Source organism: Microbacterium sp. NPDC057944, from assembly GCF_042887445.1.
Taxonomy (GTDB): domain Bacteria; phylum Actinomycetota; class Actinomycetes; order Actinomycetales; family Microbacteriaceae; genus Microbacterium; species Microbacterium natoriense.
Map to the genome: position 1 here is coordinate 421,852 of NZ_JBHVPJ010000002.1, position 14,601 is coordinate 436,452.

Consider the following 14,601-nt stretch of genomic DNA (forward strand, 5'->3'; position numbering starts at 1 on the left):
GGACCCGCGTAAGATGTACTGATTGGGGAGGTGAGCGGATGGCGGAACCGCAGACGTCGTCGCAGGGTTCGAGCCTGCGACGCCTGGTTCCCCGCATCTTCTCCCGCGCGCCCCGGATCAATGATCTCGACAACCTGATCCGCACGGTCCGAGCGAATCATCCTCGCGGTGACTTCGCCGTGATCGAGCGCGCCTACGCGGTGGCCAAGGAGAAGCACGAGGGCCAGAAGCGTCAGAGCGGTGAGCCGTACATCACCCACCCGCTCGCGGTCGCGCAGATCCTCGCCGAGCTCGGCCTCGGACCCAGGGCGATCGCCGCGGCACTCCTGCATGACACCGTGGAGGACACCGGCTACGCGCTGAGCGAGCTCACCGCCGAGTTCGGCGACGAGGTCGCGATGCTCGTCGACGGCGTCACCAAGCTCGACAAGGTCAAGTACGGTGAGAGCGCCCAGGCAGAGACCGTCCGCAAGATGATCGTGGCGATGTCGAAGGACATCCGCGTGCTGCTGATCAAGCTCGCCGACCGACTGCACAACGCGCGCACCTGGGGCTTCGTGCCGCCCGAGAAGGCGGCCAAGAAGGCCAAGGAGACGCTGGAGATCTACGCGCCCCTGGCCAATCGACTCGGCATCCAGGCGATCAAGTCCGAGCTCGAGGACCTGTCCTTCGCGGTGCTGCACCCGAAGATCTACAACGAGATCCACAGCCTCATCGCGCAGCGCACGCCGCAGCGCGAGAAGTACCTGAACCAGGTCGTCCAGGAGATCGACGAGGATCTGCGTGACCTGCGCATCCGCGGCAAGGTCGTCGGACGCCCCAAGCAGCTGTACTCCGTCTATCAGAAGATGGTCGTGCGTGGTCGCGAGTTCGACGACATCTACGACCTGATCGGCATCCGGGTGATCGTGGCCTCCGTGCGCGACTGCTATGCGGTCCTCGGAGCGATCCATGCCCGCTGGACCCCGCTGCCCGGCCGGTTCAAGGACTACATCGCCACCCCCAAGTTCAACCTGTACCAGTCGCTGCACACCACGGTGATCGGTCCGGCCGGTCGCACGGTCGAGATCCAGATCCGCACGCAGGAGATGCACCAGCAGGCGGAGTACGGCGTCGCCGCCCACTGGATGTACAAGGAGCGGATGAACGGCGGCAAGGCCGAGGTGCGCGCCGCCGACGCCGACATGGCGTGGCTCGCGCACATCTCCGACTGGCAGGCGGAGACGGCCGACCCCGGTGAGTTCCTCGACTCCCTGCGCTTCGAGATCGGAGCCAAGGAGGTCTACGTCTTCACGCCGAAGGGACGTGTGATCGGTCTTCCGGCCGATGCGTCTCCGGTGGACTTCGCCTACGCCGTGCACACCGAGATCGGTCACCGCACGATGGGAGCGAAGGTCAACGGACGCCTCGTGCCCTTGGAGTCCGAGCTCAAGAGCGGAGACGTCGTCGAGGTCTTCACGTCGAAGAATCCCGACGCGGGTCCGAGCCAGGACTGGCTGGGCTTCGTCAAGAGCACACGGGCGCGCAACAAGATCCGTGGATGGTTCACGAAGGAGCGTCGCGAGGAGGCGATCGAGCAGGGCAAGGAGGCCATCGCCCGGGCGATGCGCCGGCAGAACCTCCCGCTGCAGCGCCTGATGAGCCAGGACTCCTTCGCAGAGGTCGCGCACCAGCTCCGCTACGAAGACGTCTCCGCCCTGTACGCCGCGGTCGGCGAGGGGCACGTCTCCACGCAGTCCGTGCTGGAGAAGGTCACCGCGCTGGTGGCGGCCAACGATCCGGCCACTGGTCCCATCGACCTCCCCGGGAGCATCCCGACCAGGGAACCCCGTGCCGGGGACTCCGGTGTGCTCGTGCGCGGAGCCGCCGACATCCTCGTGAAGCTCGCCAAATGCTGCACCCCGGTGCCGGGCGATCAGATCGTCGGCTTCGTGACCCGCGGCAGCGGCGTCTCGGTCCACCGGGCCGACTGCGTGAACGTGAAGGCCCTCAGCAGCGAGGAGGACAAGGACCGCTTCGTCGAGGTGTCCTGGGCGCCCACGACCAAGAGCGTGTTCCGCGTGCAGATCCAGGTCGAGGCGCTCGATCGCTCCGGGCTCCTCTCCGACGTCACCCGCGTGCTCAGCGAGCACCACGTGAACATCCTCTCCGCCACGGTCTCGACCACCGACGAGCGCCTCGCGCTCAGCCGGTTCGTCTTCGAGATGGGTGATGCCGTGCACCTCGATCGCGTCCTGAACGCGGTGCGGCGCATCGATGCGGTGTACGACGTGTACCGCGTCACCTCGTCCTGAGCCTCAGCCTCTCGAGAGTCGCGAGCGCGCCACGTGATCCGGGGACGCGCGTCCTCGCCGACAGGGAGCGCTCGGCCTCCTCGACGAGCGGTGGGCTCTCGGCCGCGAGCAGGCGCATCCAGACGAGCATCCGCGGGTCACGGGTGGTGGTGAGCGCGAGATCGACCATCGTCCTCACCGGAGTGGTCGTGAGGACTCCGCCGAGCACCTGGACATCGGATGCCGGTACGCGCGTGTCGTGGAGGATCAGCCGATGATCGGGGTCCGGTCTGAATCTCCTCTCCACGGCGCGGTGCACGTGGTGGGGTGTCGGGGGCGTGTCGCCGGCGCCGTGGATCCACGCGGCTGTCGGTCCCGAGGCCGCCGTGCCGGCCGGGACCAGTCCGGCGATCATGCGGGCCCTGAGCGCCGGCCCCTCGACGAGATCGGCGGGGATGTACCCCTCGCCGAGCTCGACCACGTGCCCGTCGAGCCGCGCGGAACTGAGCTCGGGCAGCGTCAGACGATCGCCGGGCAGATACACGAACGCGGGATGCATCACGCCAGTGTGGCGTACGGCATCCCGCGTCCGGGCGTCTCTGCGGAGATCTGTGGAGAGGCTCAGCCCCCGAGGGCGTTCAGCCAGGTGCGACGCGCCTCGAGAGCGTCAGCCGCGGTCTTGGCCGCCTTCTTGTCTCCGGCCTTCTCCGCCGCGGCGAGCTCGGCCTCGAGCTTCTCGATGGCCTCGACCAGCTGCGAGCTCATGTCGTTCGCGCGGGCCTTGGTCTCGGGGTTGTTCTTCTTCCAGTCGACCTCTTCGCGGGCCTTGAGCGCCTGCTCGATCACGCGCAGGCGGTCATCGAGAGCGCGCTCCTTCTCGCGGGGGAAGATGCGACCGACCTCGTCCCACTGACGCTGGATGCGGGTCAGCAGTGCGCGGGCGCTCTTGATGTTCGGCTCGTCGGCGACGGCCTTGGCGTCTTCGAGGAGCGCCTGACGGGCTTCGATCTTCGGAGCCGACTCGGCTTCCTCCGCCGCGGCCTCTTCGGCACGGGCCGAGTACAGCGCATCTCCTGCGGCCTTGAAGCGCGCCCAGAGCGCATCGTCGGCCTTGCGACCGGCGCGGCCGGCGGCCTTCCACTCGTCGAGGAGATTGCGGTACGACGGGATGCCGTCGGTCCCGCGGGGAGCGAGGGCCTCGGCGCGCTCGACGAGGCGGGTCTTCGCATCGCGGGCCGCCTTGTGCGCGTCGTCGAGTTCCGAGTAGAACGCGCGGCGCTGCTTGTCGACGACGGCGCGCGCATCGCGGAATCGCTTCCACAGCTGCTGCGAGACGCCCTTCGACAGACGAGGACCGTTCTGCTGGTGGGCCTGCCACTCGTCGAACAGCGCGCCGAGCTCGGCGGTCAGCTGCTTCCACTGCACCTTCGAGAGGTCGCGGGCGGCGATGGCCTCCGCGCGCTCGACGAGGGCGGTGCGCTCGGCGACGGCCTTGTCGACCAGCTCCTTGGCCTGGCGCGCCTCTTCGGCGGTGGCCTCGGACAGGGAATCGGTCAGGGCGTTCAGGCGGTCGCGGAGTCCGGCGAGATCGCCGACGGCCGCGGCATCCGTCGCCTCGGTCAGAACGTGGCCCGCCTGCTTCGCGAGATCGCCGGCCGAAACGCCGCCGGCCTGGTGGCGCTGCTCCAGCGCGTGCACCTTGAAGGCGATGTCGTCGTACTTGCGCACGAAGTAGGCCAGCGCCTCCTCGGGAGTGCCGTCGGGGTACTGACCGACGACGCGCCAGGTCTCGCCCTCGAGCACCTCGACGGTGCCGTCCTCCGACACGCGACCCCACTTCGCCACCTCCTCGGGAGTGGACGTGGGGGGCGTCGCGGCGGCTGCGACGGGCGCGACAGCGGCCGGCGACGGCAGCTTGCGCGGCAGCGGCGCGGCAGGGGGAGCGGGAACGGGGGGAGTCGGCTTCGAGGACTCGGGGGCAGACACGATGATTCTCCTTGCGCGGTACGGCCGCGGGAGGCGGAAAGGACGAACTTCAGCCTAGTACGAGGGGCACTCCCGTTGTGGCCCCGCGTTCTCACGCCGACGTTATCGATCTGTGAGGAGAACGTTCGATGCGCGAAACACGGCGCATCACCTCCGGGAAACACCGCGCTCCTATCGTCGCCAGCACGACAGTCCCCGCGTCGACAGGAGATCCATGGACGACATCGCCCCCGCAACCCCCGAGATCGTCGTCGTCGGGGCCGGCATGGTCGCGCATCGGTTCGTGGAGAGTCTGCTCAGCAGGACGGATGCCGCGATGCGCGTGACCGTGCTCGGCGACGAGGGACGGCATCCCTACGACCGGGTCGGACTGAGCGGCTTCTTCTCGGGCGCGGGCCCAGAGGATCTCGAACTCGACCGATCCGTGTTCGACGACGATCGCGTCGAGCTCGTGAGGGATGACCGCGTGCTGCGGCTCGATCGCGCCGCGCAGACGGTGACGACGCGATCCCGTCGCGTGCTCCGGTACGACACCCTGGTGCTCGCCACCGGCTCGTACGCCGCGAGGGTGGCGGTCGACGGGGCGGACCTGCCCGGATGCTTCGTGTATCGCACGCTCGACGACATGCAGCGGCTGCAGGAGTTCGTGTCGCGACGCGCAGGCATGCTCGGGCGCCCGCTTCGCGGCACCGTGATCGGGGGCGGACTGCTCGGTCTCGAGGCGGCAGGTGCGCTGCAGGGGATGGACGTCGACGTCACGGTGGTGCAGTACTCCGATCGGCTCATGTCCCAGCAGCTCGACGCGGTCGGCGCCTCCATGCTGCGTCGGCTCCTGGAGGCCCGCGGCATCACGGTGCGGACGGAGGCCCGCACGACCCGACTCGACCCCGACGAATCGGGAGCGGTGACCGCTCTGGAGTTCCAGGACGGCTCGTTCCTGCGCGCCGACGTCGTGATCTTCACCGTCGGCGTGCGTCCACGCGACGAGCTCGCCCGCAACGGGGGCCTGCGGGTGGACCCTCGCGGCGGTGTGCTCATCGACGATCGATGCACGACGTCCGACCGGAACATCCTCGCCATCGGCGAGGTCGCCAACTACGAGGGGCGCTGCGTCGGGCTCGTGGCGCCCGGGTACGCGATGGCCGAGGTCGCGGCGACCGGTCTGCTCGGAGGAGAGGCGGCGTTCCCCGGATACGACGACTCGTCCAAACTCAAGCTCTCGGGCGTGGACGTGGCGAGCTTCGGCGACGCCATGGCGACGACGCCCGATGCGCTCGACGTCGTCTACGCAGACCCGGTGGCGGGCGTGTACAAGAAGCTCGTCCTCTCGGACGACGCCCAGACCCTGCTCGGCGGCATCCTCGTCGGCGACGCGTCCGCATACGGAGCGCTGCGTCCGCTGGTCGGCGCGCGTCTGGGTGCTGACCCTGCCGCCTACCTGCTGCCGGAGAACGGCGACGAGCCCGCGCGAGCAGCCCTCCCCGACGAGGCGGTCGTGTGCTCGTGCGCGAACGTGACCGCCGGGCGCATCCGGAGCGCCGTGCACGAGGAGGGGTGTCGGGATGCCGCCGCCGTCAAGGTCTGCACCAAGGCGGGCGCCACGTGCGGCTCGTGCGCCCTGATGGTGAAGAAGCTGGTCGGACAGGAGCTCGTCGCGCTGGGTCAGACGGTCTCCCACGCGCTGTGCGAGCACTTCGAGCTGTCGCGGGCGCAGCTCTTCGACGCGGTGAGGGTCTCCGGGCTGAGCACGTTCAGCTCGATCGTCGAGCGCTTCGGACGAGGGCGCGGGTGCGACATCTGCAAGCCGGCGATCGCGAGCATCCTCTCGGTCCTCGTCGGATCGCACGTCCTCGACGGCGAGAACGCCACACTGCAGGACACCAACGACCACGTCATGGCGAACATGCAGAAGGACGGCACCTACTCGGTGGTGCCGCGTATGCCGGGCGGCGAGGTGACGCCGGACGGTCTGCTGGCGATCGGCGGCATCGCGAAGGACTTCGCCCTCTACACGAAGATCACGGGCGGCCAGCGCATCGACATGTTCGGCGCCCGTCTCGAACAGCTCCCGCTCATCTGGGAGCGGCTGGTGGATGCGGGATTCGAGTCGGGGCACGCGTACGGCAAGTCCCTGCGCACGGTGAAGTCCTGCGTCGGATCGACCTGGTGCCGCTACGGAGTGCTCGATTCCGTGGGGATGGCCGTGCGGCTCGAGCTGCGCTACAGGGGCCTCCGAGCGCCGCACAAGCTCAAGCTGGGGGTCTCCGGATGCGCCCGCGAGTGCGCGGAGGCGCGAGGGAAGGACGTCGGCGTCATCGCGACCGAGACCGGCTGGAACATGTACGTGGGCGGTAACGGCGGATTCGCTCCGAAGCACGCGCAGCTGCTCGCCTCCGATCTGGACGACGACGGGCTGATCCGCGCGATCGACAGGTTCTTCATGTACTACATCCGCACGGCCGATCGACTGCAGCGCACGGCGCCCTGGCTCGACGAGCTCGAGGGCGGGCTCGACACGCTGCGCTCCGTCATCTTCGACGATGCGCTCGGCATCTGCCGCGACCTCGACGAAGCGATGGCCCAGCACGTCGACCGGTACGAGGACGAATGGGCGGCGACACTGCACGACCCCGAGAAGCTCGCCAGGTTCCGATCGTTCGTGAACGCGGCTGACACTCCGGACCCCTCGCTCGCCTATGTCGCGGAGCGAGGGCAGATCCGCCCGGCGACGGCGGCGGAGAAGCGCGGCGGAGTCCTCATCGCCGGCACCGCTCTGGAGGTGCGCCGATGACCTCGCCTGCGGTGCGGGAGAGCATCCGGGTGTGCGGGCTCGACGACCTCGAGGTGGAGCGCGGACGCGCCGCCCTGGTCGACGACCTCCAGGTCGCGCTCTTCCGGCTGCGGGATGGATCGGTGCGCGCCGTCGACAACCTCGACCCGTTCACCGGCGCCCAGGTGATCGCGAGAGGGATCGTGGGCACTCGGGGGGACGCGGACACCGTCGCCTCCCCGCTGCACAAGCAGGTGTTCGATCTCGCCACGGGTGAGTGCCTCGACGCCCAGGGGAGAGAGATCGTCCAGGACGCGGCGCAGTCCGGTCTGCGGGTCTGGCCGGTCCGGGTCGTCGAGGGAGACGTCTTCGTCGAGGTGCCCCGGTGAAGCGGCGGCGCGTGGGACGGGTCGATCTGGTCGGAGGCGGCCCCGGCCCCGCGTATCTGATGACGCTCCGCGGATACCGGCTGCTCCAGGAGGCCGACGTGATCATCGCCGACCGCCTGGGACCGTTCGACGAGCTGCGCGCCGAGATCGACCCTGATGTCACGGTGATCGACGTCGGCAAGCGGCCGGGGCACCATCCGGTGCCGCAGGAGGAGATCAACGCGCTGCTCGTGGCGCATGCGAAGGCGGGGAGCAGGGTCGTGCGCCTCAAGGGCGGTGACCCCTTCGTGTTCGGACGCGGCGGCGAGGAGGTCATCGCGTGTCAGGTGGCAGGCGTCCCCGTGAGCGTCACTCCCGGAGTGAGCAGCGTGATCTCCGTCCCACAGGCCGCGGGCATCCCGGTCACCCATCGCGGTGTCGCCTCGGCGCTCCACGTGGTGAACGGTCAGGGCGAGATCACGCACAGCACGCTCGCGTCGATGGCCGATCCCGCAGTCACGACCGTGGTGCTCATGGGCGTGTCGGCCCTTCCGCGCATCGTGTCGACCGCCCTCGACTTCGGGGTCGATGCGGCGACGCCCGTCGCCATCGTCGAGAACGGGCTCACGGATCGTCAGCGGACGATCCGGGGCACACTGGGAGACGTGGTGAGACAGGCCGAGGACGCACGTGTGACCAACCCCGCGGTGATCGTGTTCGGTCAGGTCGCGCGGGCGGACCTCCTGCTCCCCGCCGCTCTGATCTCCACAGGCACAGCGTGAGTCCGACGCGTCCGCTCGAACACGCACTCGCCGGCTGCACGATCGTCGTCGCCGCCGATCGACGCTCCGCGGACCTGGCGTCCGCCCTCGAACGCCGCGGCGCCGCCGTGCACCGGGCGCCCGCGCTCAGCATCGTGCCCAACGCCGACGACGAGGAGCTGCTGCTCCGCACGGAGCGGCTCGTCGCCGCTCCTCCGGACATCGTGGTCGTGACGACCGGTGTCGGCTTCCGAGGCTGGATGGACGCCGCCCACGAGCACGGCGTCGATGAGCGACTGGACGCCGCGCTCGACGGCGCGCACTTCGTCGCGCGGGGGCCCAAGGCGCACGGCGCGATCCAGCAGGCGGGATTCTCCGCGGACTGGGTCGCGGAGTCCGAGACGTCAGCGGAGGTGGGGGAGTACCTGCTCGCGTCGGGCGTGTCGGGCAAGCGCATCGTCGTGCAGCACCACGGTGCGGGTGCGGACGGTCTCGACGAGCTCCTGGAGCGCGCGGGCGCCGACGTCGTCAGCATCACGGTGTACCGCTGGGGCCCGCCGCCGAACCCCGAGGTCGTGCGCCGTTCCACGCTGCAGGCAGCCTCCGGTGAGGCGGATGCCGTGCTCTTCACATCCGCCCCCGGAACGGCCTCATGGCTCGCCGTCGCTGCCGAGGCAGGGGCGATCGACCGGATCCGTCGACGCGCGGAGGCCGGACGGCTGCTGCTGGCGGCGGTGGGGCCGGTGACCGCGATCCCCTTGAAGGAAGCGGGCCTTCCGCTCACGATCGCCGAACGGGGTCGACTCGGCTCCCTCGCGCGGACCGTGATCTCTCACTTCGGCGGCGGTCGGGCGCCGTCGCTCGTCACGGACGTCGGCCGCGTGGAGGTGCGCAGCAGCGGTGCGCTCATCGACGGGCGCTTCATCGCGCTGTCGCGCACGGGCTCGGCGCTCCTGGAGGCACTGGCCGATGCCGGTGGCGGGGTGCTCACCAGAGCGGACCTCGGGAACGCACTGCCCGGAGGCGAGCGAAATCCCCACGCCGTGGAAGTCGCGATCGCACGACTCCGCGAAGCAGTGGGCGGGACGGATCTCATCCAGACGGTCGTCAAGCGCGGCTATCGTCTCGCCGTCAGCGACCGCTGAACACGACGACGATGGCCCGGAGCTGCATGCTCCGGGCCATCGTCGGTGAGGCGCTCAGATCGCTCCGACGACCTCGGGTGCGCGCTCCGGTGCGGTGCGCGGCGCGCGGCGCTCGCGTTCGGCGCGCTGGGCGCGGATCGGTCGGGCCGCGGCCGTCCTCCCGTAGGTGAGGTAGAGCGGGAGGCCCGCGAGGAGGAGCCCTCCGACGAGGTTGCCCACGACGGTCGGGATCTCGTTCCACACGAGGTAGTCCATGATCGTGAAGTCGGCGCCGAGGAGCAACCCGGAGGGGAACAGGAACATGTTCACGATGGAGTGCTCGAATCCCATGTAGAAGAACAGGGTGATCGGAAGCCACATGGCGACGATCTTGCCGAGCACGGTCGTGGAGACCATCGACATGATCACCGCCGTCGACACCATCCAGTTGCACAGGACTCCTCGGATGAAGAGGGTCAGCATGCCGGCGGCGCCGTGCTCCGCGTAGCCGACCGTGCGACCGTGTCCGATCTCGCCGATCGCGAGGCCGACAGGGCTCGGATCGGCCGAGAAGCCGTAGGTGAAGTAGATCGCCATGAGCAGCGCGACCAGGAGCGCCCCGGCGAAGTTGCCGAGGAAGACCAGTCCCCAGTTGCGCAGGACGGCGGTGACCGTCGCTCCGGGGCGACGGTCGAGGACGGCGAGCGGGGCCAGAGTGAACACCCCCGTGAGCAGGTCGTAGCCGAGGAGGTAGAGAAGCACGAAGCCGATGGGGAACAGGAGAGCGCCGAGGAGCGGCTGCCCGGTCTGCGTCGAGACGGTGACGGCGAAGGCGGCGCCGAGGGTGAGCACGGCCGCACCCATGAAGGCGCGGATGAGGGTGTCGCGGGTGGAAAGACGGAGCTTGTGGGCGCCGGCATCCACCATCAGGGTGACGAGCTCTGCGGGCGTGGCGTATGACATGGGCGGACCTCCACGAGGATCGAGGCGAGCGGATCGCTCGCTGTGCCCACACTCGTGCATACGCGTTTCGGACAGACGCCCGAGGCGTTACATCCGTGGTGCGATCCGCTCACACCGCGCGGCGGCGGGTGTGAGGTCGTCGGTCACTCCGCCGGGGTCTCCGCGGGCGTGGGCTCCTGCGAGGGCTGCACGGTCGGCGCATCCGTGGGGGAGACTGTCGACGTCGGGGTGGGGGTCGGCTCGGGGGCGGTCACCTGCGCGTGCACGAACTGGCTGGCGATGGCCGCGGCGACGACGAGTCCTCCGACGACGCCGGCGATCGTGTTGTCGCGCACCCGACGGCGGATCTGGCCGTCGTGCCAGGCGCCGCGCGCCGCATGCAACCGGGCGCGCTCCGCCTGGGCGCGTGTCTGTGCGCTCTTCGAACCGCGTGCCACCATGCCGTGCTCCCTTACTGGACGTGAATCGACGACGTCGCCTGAGAGCCTATCGCCGCGAGTGTCCCTCTCCCGCATTAGCCTGGAGAGCATGACATCCGCTGCCGCACTGCTCTCAGGGCAGACGCCCCTCGCCGTGCGCATGCGACCCGTCTCGCTCGCCGAGGTCGCCGGTCAGAAGCACCTGCTCAGAGCGGGGTCGCCGATCGTCGCCCTCGCCGATCCCGCGGCGACCTCGCCCGGAGCCGTGTCGATCATCCTGTGGGGGCCGCCCGGCACCGGCAAGACGACCCTGGCGCAGGCGATCGCGCGCTCGTCCGGTCGCCGGTTCGTCGAGCTCTCGGCGATCACGGCCGGCGTGAAGGACGTGCGGGAGGTCATGCAGGAGGCGATCACCCAGCGCGACCTCTACGGCCAGACGACGATCCTCTTCCTCGACGAGATCCACCGGTTCACCAAGGCCCAGCAGGACGCCCTCCTGCCTGGAGTCGAGAACGGGTGGGTCATCCTCATCGCCGCGACGACCGAGAACCCGTCGTTCTCGGTCATCTCGCCACTGCTCTCCCGTTCCCTGCTGCTGACGCTGCAGCCGCTCACCGACGACGACATCGGGGTGCTCGTCGACAGGGCGGTCGCCGACGCGCGCGGACTGAACGGCGGCGTGTCCCTCTCCGACGAGGCGCGGTCGGCGCTGGTGCGGCTCGCATCCGGCGACGCCAGGCGTGCTCTCACCGGGCTGGAGGCCGCGGCTGCGGTGGCGCTGTCCCACGGCGAGAGCGACGGCGACGCCGACGGCGTTCCCGTGGTCACCGCCGACGACGTGGCGCAGGCCGTCGACAAGGCGCTGCTCCGCTACGACCGGCAGGGCGATGAGCACTACGACGTGATCAGCGCGTTCATCAAGTCGATCAGAGGATCGGATCCGGATGCCGCGCTCCACTACCTCGCACGGATGATCGAGGCGGGGGAGGACCCGCGCTTCATCGCCAGGCGGCTCGTGATCTCGGCGTCGGAAGACGTCGGCCTCGCCGACCCGCAGGCCCTGGTGATCGCCGTCGCGGCCGCAGACGCCGTCGCCTTCATCGGCATGCCGGAGGGGCGCATCCCGCTCGCGGAGGCGACCGTCTACCTCGCGACGACGGCGAAGTCCAACGCCGCGTACGTCGGCATCGACGCGGCGATCGCCGACATCCGCTCCGGCGGCTTCGGCCGGGTGCCGCTGCATCTCAGAGACGCGCACTACCCGGGGGCGAAGCGTCTCGGGCACGGCAAGGGCTACGTGTATCCGCACGACAGCGAGTACGGCATCCTTCCGCAGCAGTACCTGCCGGACGAGCTCGACGGGCGACGGTACTACGAGCCCAAGAACCTCGGAGCCGAGCGCGACATCTCCGCGCGTCTGGAGCGGATCCGCAAGATCCTCGGGGATCGCTGAGCGGAGCAGCATCCGCCGTCCTGCGCCGCCTTCCCTCTACAGTGGGCTCGTGCCAGGCAGACTCACCCGCATCCCTCCCGATCGCGATCTCTCGATCGACTTCGTCCGCGCGATCTGCCTGCCCGTCGTCGTGCTGCTGCATGCGCTGCAGATGGGCATCGACGGGGATCCTCTCCGCGCCTTCAACGCGCTGGCGGAGTGGACCCCGCTGGCCGGGCTGACCTGGGTGGGCATGATCATGCCCACCTTCTTCATCGCCGGCGGGTTCGCCGGCATCACCACGTGGCGTCGGCTGCGTCATCGCGGGGAGACAGCGGGGGAGTACATCCGCGTGCGCGCGCTGCGTCTCGCCCGGCCCGTGCTGTTGGCGATGCTCGGGGTATTGGTCGTGATCGGCGTGATGGCGGCGAGCGGGGCGGATCCGGAGTTCCTGCGCACGTTCGCGTTCCGCCTGGCCGAGCCGCTGTGGTTCATCGCGGTCTATGCGATCTGCACCTCTTTCGTGCCGCTGATGGCGTGGTTTCATCGCCATGCCGCCTGGGCGACCTATCTCTCGCTCGCGGCTCTCGTCGTGGCGGTGGACCTCGCAGGACGGTATCTGGGGCTGCCGCTCGGCGCGCTGAACTGGCTCTTCCTGTGGCTGTTCGTGCAGCAGCTGGGCTTCGGGGTGCGGGACCAGTGGTACTCCCGCCGTCCGCGGTGGCTGCTCCTCCTGCTGGCGGCAGTCGCGTACGGGCTCATGTGCGTCGCGGTCTTCGGCATGGGGTACGACCCGGACATGATCGCCAACCTGAATCCGCCGACCGTGCTCCTCCTTCTGCTCGGGCTCGCCCAGGTCTATCTGTTCACCCTGCTGCAGCCGGCGATCCGCGCCCTCATGCGCAGACGGGCCGTCCTCGTCGTCATCGGCGCGCTGGGGCTGTACGGCATGGTGATCTATCTCTGGCACACCGTCGCGATGGCCGTGGTCGTGGGCGGGCAGCTCGCGCTCGGCCTGCCGTTCCCGACCGTGCTGACGCCGGAGTGGTGGCTCACCCGCATCCCCTGGCTCACCGCGATCATCGTCGTGATCGGGGTGTTCTGCGTCGTCGTCCCGCCCATCGAGAAGCGGTGGCCGAAGGAGAGGGCGCGCGTCATGCCGCTGTGGGCGGCGGCCGTGTGCACCCTGCTGCTCGTCGTCGCCGTCGGCTGGGTGCTCACGCAGGGGTATCTGGCTCCCGGCACCGCGGGCGCGCTGCTCGCCCTCGTGGCTGCGATCGTCTGGCTCACCGTGGGCGGTCCGGGGCCGCGGCGGAGCGTCGAGCCGATGGAGGATGCGGGGAACCCCGGTGTTCCGCGGGAGTGATCGGCGATCTGTTAGACTTGATCGGCTCGAAACCGAGTTTTCGGGCATCTCCTCGTTCACACCCCACCTTGCTGGCGCCCCGGCGTGCGCTCCAAGGCAGAACGCGGGCGATACGTCCGCGAGTCGCGAAAGCCGCGACCGCGTCATCGGAAGGACAGCTTCGTGACCACGAAGTCCCAGGACCGCCGCAAGGTCCGTCTCAGCCGCGCCCTCGGCGTGGCCCTCACCCCGAAGGCCGCCCGCTACCTCGAGAAGCGTCCCTACGCTCCGGGTGAGCACGGCCGCACGAAGCGCAAGGCCGACAGCGACTACGCCGTCCGTCTGCGTGAGAAGCAGCGTCTGCGCGAGCAGTACGGCATCCGCGAGAAGCAGATGCGCAACACCTTCAACGAGGCTCGCCGCCAGGAGGGTCTGACCGGTGAGAACCTGGTCGAGCTCCTCGAGATGCGTCTCGACGCCCTCGTGCTGCGTTCGGGCTTCGCCCGCACCACCGCGCAGGCCCGTCAGCTCGTCGTGCACCGTCACATCCTCGTCGACGGCCAGCTCGTCGACCGCCCGTCGTTCCGCGTGAAGCCGGGTCAGCTCATCCACGTCAAGGCCAAGAGCGAGGGCACCGAGCCCTTCCAGGTCGCAGCAGCCGGCGGTCACGCCGAGGTCCTGCCTCCCGTACCCGGCTACCTCGAGGTCGAGCTCGACAAGCTCCAGTCGCGCCTGGTCCGTCGCCCGAAGCGCGCCGAGGTCCCCGTGACCTGTGAAGTGCAGCTCGTCGTCGAGTACTACGCGGCTCGCTGATACAGCGTTTCTCACACAGGAGGCGTCGGGGTCACCCGACGCCTCCTGTCGTTTGCGCATACGATGGGATGACCGCGCCTTCGCGGGTCTAATGGCAAGGATGACGACATGAAGAACGTGCTGTGGTTCCTGATCGGCGTGATCGGCGGCTTCGTCGCGGCCCACTTCATGAACAAGGACCCGCGCGGCCACGACATCCTCGCCGAGGTCGACGCCCGGATCAACGAGTTCACGGCGATCATCGGTGACGCGTACCGCGAGCAGGAGGCACGGCTCACCGAGCCGGCCGACGACTGAGACCCGCGCTCCACCACGCGGCACCCTTCCCCTCCCTTCACACGCAAGGA

The 14,601-nt window shown here is 69.5% G+C and carries 13 protein-coding genes; 9 read left to right on the forward strand and 4 right to left on the reverse strand.

Annotation, left to right across the window (positions count from 1 at the left end; translation table 11 throughout):
- Positions 1 to 38: 38 nt before the first annotated feature.
- Positions 39 to 2,294 carry a bifunctional (p)ppGpp synthetase/guanosine-3',5'-bis(diphosphate) 3'-pyrophosphohydrolase gene (locus tag ACFVRO_RS11430; RefSeq protein WP_105677356.1) on the forward strand — a complete coding sequence of 752 codons (2,256 nt, stop codon included), beginning with the start codon at positions 39 to 41 and terminating at the stop codon, positions 2,292 to 2,294.
- Here the strand turns inward: ACFVRO_RS11430 and ACFVRO_RS11435 are convergent.
- Entirely contained in the window at positions 2,281 to 2,832 is a 552-nt protein-coding gene (locus ACFVRO_RS11435) for a hypothetical protein (RefSeq protein WP_386952338.1), read from the reverse strand. The genes ACFVRO_RS11430 and ACFVRO_RS11435 overlap by 14 nt on opposite strands.
- Before the next feature lie 62 nt (positions 2,833 to 2,894).
- On the reverse strand, positions 2,895 to 4,259 hold the full coding sequence (locus ACFVRO_RS11440) for a DUF349 domain-containing protein (protein WP_386952341.1): 1,365 nt from the start codon (positions 4,257 to 4,259) through the stop codon (positions 2,895 to 2,897).
- Positions 4,260 to 4,473: 214 nt separating this feature from the next.
- On the opposite strand from ACFVRO_RS11440, the gene nirB reads away from it, so the two are divergent.
- From nirB to ACFVRO_RS11460, 4 genes are read left to right on the forward strand one after another with little or no spacing between them, the layout of a single operon-like run.
- Positions 4,474 to 7,050, forward strand: coding sequence for a nitrite reductase large subunit NirB (gene nirB / locus ACFVRO_RS11445; RefSeq protein WP_386952344.1), 2,577 nt, complete (start codon positions 4,474 to 4,476; stop codon positions 7,048 to 7,050).
- Complete coding sequence (gene nirD, locus ACFVRO_RS11450; RefSeq protein ID WP_386952347.1) at positions 7,047 to 7,418, forward strand: nitrite reductase small subunit NirD; 372 nt, start codon at positions 7,047 to 7,049, stop codon at positions 7,416 to 7,418. Before nirB ends, nirD begins: the two co-directional genes overlap by 4 nt.
- Positions 7,419 to 7,429: 11 nt before the next feature.
- On the forward strand, positions 7,430 to 8,179 hold the full coding sequence (cobA, locus tag ACFVRO_RS11455; RefSeq protein WP_386952350.1) for a uroporphyrinogen-III C-methyltransferase: 750 nt from the start codon (positions 7,430 to 7,432) through the stop codon (positions 8,177 to 8,179).
- Positions 8,176 to 9,303, forward strand: a complete 1,128-nt coding sequence (locus ACFVRO_RS11460) for a uroporphyrinogen-III synthase (RefSeq protein ID WP_386952353.1) — start codon at positions 8,176 to 8,178, stop codon at positions 9,301 to 9,303. Before cobA ends, ACFVRO_RS11460 begins: the two co-directional genes overlap by 4 nt.
- A 54-nt stretch (positions 9,304 to 9,357) precedes the next feature.
- Here ACFVRO_RS11460 and ACFVRO_RS11465 read toward each other — a convergent pair whose 3' ends face one another.
- Both ACFVRO_RS11465 and ACFVRO_RS11470 read right to left on the reverse strand, forming a co-directional pair.
- Positions 9,358 to 10,245, reverse strand: a complete 888-nt coding sequence (locus ACFVRO_RS11465) for a formate/nitrite transporter family protein (protein WP_386952356.1) — start codon at positions 10,243 to 10,245, stop codon at positions 9,358 to 9,360.
- 143 nt (positions 10,246 to 10,388) lie between these two features.
- A complete protein-coding gene (locus ACFVRO_RS11470; protein WP_105676345.1) occupies positions 10,389 to 10,685 on the reverse strand; it encodes a hypothetical protein in 297 nt (98 codons plus the stop codon).
- 88 nt (positions 10,686 to 10,773) lie between these two features.
- Between ACFVRO_RS11470 and ACFVRO_RS11475 the strand changes: the two genes are divergently transcribed.
- The 4 genes from ACFVRO_RS11475 to ACFVRO_RS11490 all read left to right on the forward strand — a co-directional run bounded on the left by ACFVRO_RS11475 (position 10,774) and on the right by ACFVRO_RS11490 (position 14,551).
- Positions 10,774 to 12,117, forward strand: a complete 1,344-nt coding sequence (locus ACFVRO_RS11475; RefSeq protein ID WP_341942121.1) for a replication-associated recombination protein A — start codon at positions 10,774 to 10,776, stop codon at positions 12,115 to 12,117.
- A gap of 49 nt (positions 12,118 to 12,166) precedes the next feature.
- Complete coding sequence (locus ACFVRO_RS11480; protein WP_386952359.1) at positions 12,167 to 13,462, forward strand: acyltransferase; 1,296 nt, start codon at positions 12,167 to 12,169, stop codon at positions 13,460 to 13,462.
- Positions 13,463 to 13,624: 162 nt separating this feature from the next.
- On the forward strand, positions 13,625 to 14,254 hold the full coding sequence (gene rpsD, locus ACFVRO_RS11485; RefSeq protein WP_052674772.1) for a 30S ribosomal protein S4: 630 nt from the start codon (positions 13,625 to 13,627) through the stop codon (positions 14,252 to 14,254).
- A 108-nt stretch (positions 14,255 to 14,362) separates the two neighbouring features.
- Complete coding sequence (locus tag ACFVRO_RS11490) at positions 14,363 to 14,551, forward strand: hypothetical protein (protein WP_105676339.1); 189 nt, start codon at positions 14,363 to 14,365, stop codon at positions 14,549 to 14,551.
- Positions 14,552 to 14,601: the final 50 nt, after the last annotated feature.

What these genes read in the sequence shown, in the direction of transcription:
- ACFVRO_RS11435 (WP_386952338.1), bottom strand. Translation starts at nt 2,832, where the DNA reads ATGCATCCCGCGTTCGTGTATCTGCCCGGCGATCGTCTGACGCTGCCC.
- ACFVRO_RS11475 (WP_341942121.1), top strand. Translation starts at nt 10,774, where the DNA reads ATGACATCCGCTGCCGCACTGCTCTCAGGGCAGACGCCCCTCGCCGTG.
- ACFVRO_RS11470 (WP_105676345.1), bottom strand. Translation starts at nt 10,685, where the DNA reads ATGGTGGCACGCGGTTCGAAGAGCGCACAGACACGCGCCCAGGCGGAG.
- nirD (WP_386952347.1), top strand. Translation starts at nt 7,047, where the DNA reads ATGACCTCGCCTGCGGTGCGGGAGAGCATCCGGGTGTGCGGGCTCGAC.
- ACFVRO_RS11490 (WP_105676339.1), top strand. Translation starts at nt 14,363, where the DNA reads ATGAAGAACGTGCTGTGGTTCCTGATCGGCGTGATCGGCGGCTTCGTC.
- ACFVRO_RS11430 (WP_105677356.1), top strand. Translation starts at nt 39, where the DNA reads ATGGCGGAACCGCAGACGTCGTCGCAGGGTTCGAGCCTGCGACGCCTG.
- ACFVRO_RS11465 (WP_386952356.1), bottom strand. Translation starts at nt 10,245, where the DNA reads ATGTCATACGCCACGCCCGCAGAGCTCGTCACCCTGATGGTGGATGCC.
- nirB (WP_386952344.1), top strand. Translation starts at nt 4,474, where the DNA reads ATGGACGACATCGCCCCCGCAACCCCCGAGATCGTCGTCGTCGGGGCC.